The 1,908-nt window shown below is 47.1% G+C and carries 1 protein-coding gene; it reads right to left on the bottom strand.

The annotated features are described in order from the left end of the window. Window positions 1-181: 181 nt before the first annotated feature. Window positions 182-1,480 carry a group II intron reverse transcriptase/maturase gene (ltrA, locus tag D1B31_RS23710; RefSeq protein ID WP_118924980.1) on the bottom strand — a complete coding sequence of 433 codons (1,299 nt, stop codon included), beginning with the start codon at window positions 1,478-1,480 and terminating at the stop codon, window positions 182-184. Window positions 1,481-1,908 lie beyond the last annotated feature (428 nt).

Here is a 1,908-nt window from a genome sequence, read left to right as displayed (position 1 = left end):
GTAGAGTAGAAAACAGGAATTAGACTTTGCCCTTCTTGTCCTCGGGTTTCAGGGTGTTCCACCTTACTAAGCCAGACAAGTGGGCAAGTCCTTTTCCTGTTCCCCCTCATCAAACCGTACGTGAGGTTTTCCCTCATACGGCTTTCCGACGTTCTTCTTTCTTTGGCATTACGGTACTTTCCTATTGTGCTACTTTCACGAGTTTTCCCTTGGTCATCTCTATGACATCCTTTATCCGGCTATGTTTGTGGCGGATATTTCGTTTCTTGTTCCAAAACAGGCAGAGCCTCTCAAGGACATACCAGTCTATCCGATTCAGCCACTTTTGGGCGATTGGGGATATCAGGTAGTAGTTCCTGAATCCATGGAGTTTCCGGTTCAGCCCCTTAATAAGTTCATCGATATCAAGGTACAGGTTGCTTCTTTTATCCGTGTAATCCTTGATTTTGCTCCTCATCTTCTTCATCGCCTTGCGGGATGGAATATGGGACATGACATGTATTTCAGAGCCGCCCTTATTCAGCTTCCGGAATTTCCTATGGTGCAGCCCAAGGAAATCAAAGCCGTCTGTACTGTCCCAGATGTTTACCAGCCTTGATTTCTCTGTACTCAAAGTCAGGTCAAGCTTCGACATGATTCCCTTGAGCACCCCAATGCTTTCAAGTGCGTCCTTTTTGGATTTACAGATGATGACGAAGTCATCGGCATAGCGAATCAGTTCCCCGAGATGAGAGAACCTCTTCAGCCATAGTGAGTCCATCACATTCAGGTATATATTCGAAAGTAAAGGCGAAATGACACCGCCTTGCGGCACGCCAGTTGCCGAGTCACGGAAATGGCCATCTTCCATGACTCCTGCCTTAAGCCATTTGCGGAGAAGTTTGAGCATTCTCTTGTCGTTAATCCTGAGTTCCACAAGCTTCATCAGCTTGTCCTGATTGATGTTGTCAAAGTATCCTTTGATGTCCACATCAACCACCCAGTAGGCCTTCCTGCTGGCTTTCCTTATTCTCGCAATTGCCTGATGTGCATTCCGCTTCGGTCTGAATCCATAGGAACAATCCTGGAAATCCGCTTCATAAAGAGGTTCAATGACCATTTTGACCGCCATTTGAACAACTCGGTCCTTAATGGTCGGAATGCCGAGTGGTCTGAAATTGCCATCCCCTTTCGGGATGTGGACCCTTCGGACCGGTTTTGGATGGAAGCGATTTTCCTTCAATTCAAGATAAAGCTCATTCAGGAATTTGCTTTCTCCGTAATCATGGACGATCTTTTCAATCGTCTGTCCATCAATTCCGCCGCTTCCTTTCTTCCTCTTAACCCGTTTCCACGCCTCTGCCAGGATGTCAGGTCGATAGACCTTGTCAAACAATGCGTGAAATCGCCTGTTGGGCTTTTCCTTGGCACAAAGATATAAAGTTTGCCAGAGTTCTTGAGCTTTTACATTGGTGTAGTTAGCCAGTTTTGTGGCATTCACTCACTCTTACCTCCTTTAAACTTATGAACGAAGCAGGGTATTGGCTTTCGCCGTCCTTCCCTAGGCAGCGTTGTGTTGTCGCTGTCATAATCGGTACTATGACCCCTTCCGACTCCCTTTCACCCATCCGCCATTTCGCATATGCTTATAGGCTTCAGCTTTACTTTCCAAAGAAAGTGATGAGGAGGGCCTCCCCAGTTCCGTTAATTACTTTCCTGACATGTCGCTCCCCATACCCCGAGAGATTCTTCGGTGCTGCTTTTCCAAGTTCTTCACACCTTCCATGGTCTTCGCCCAATTGCTCCAGGCTCGACTTCTCTTTGTCCTCTTAATGAGGTCTCTTTTGACGAGGCGGCAGGATTCACTTTATGTTACAACCTGTCAGTTTGCTTGCACCCCCGAAGGGGTTACGTTGTCACAGGGCTTCA

Source organism: Neobacillus notoginsengisoli (assembly GCF_003515685.1).
GTDB classification, from domain to species: Bacteria; Bacillota; Bacilli; order Bacillales; family Cytobacillaceae; genus Bacillus_D; species Bacillus_D notoginsengisoli.
This window is presented reverse-complemented; position numbering and strand designations above follow the sequence as displayed.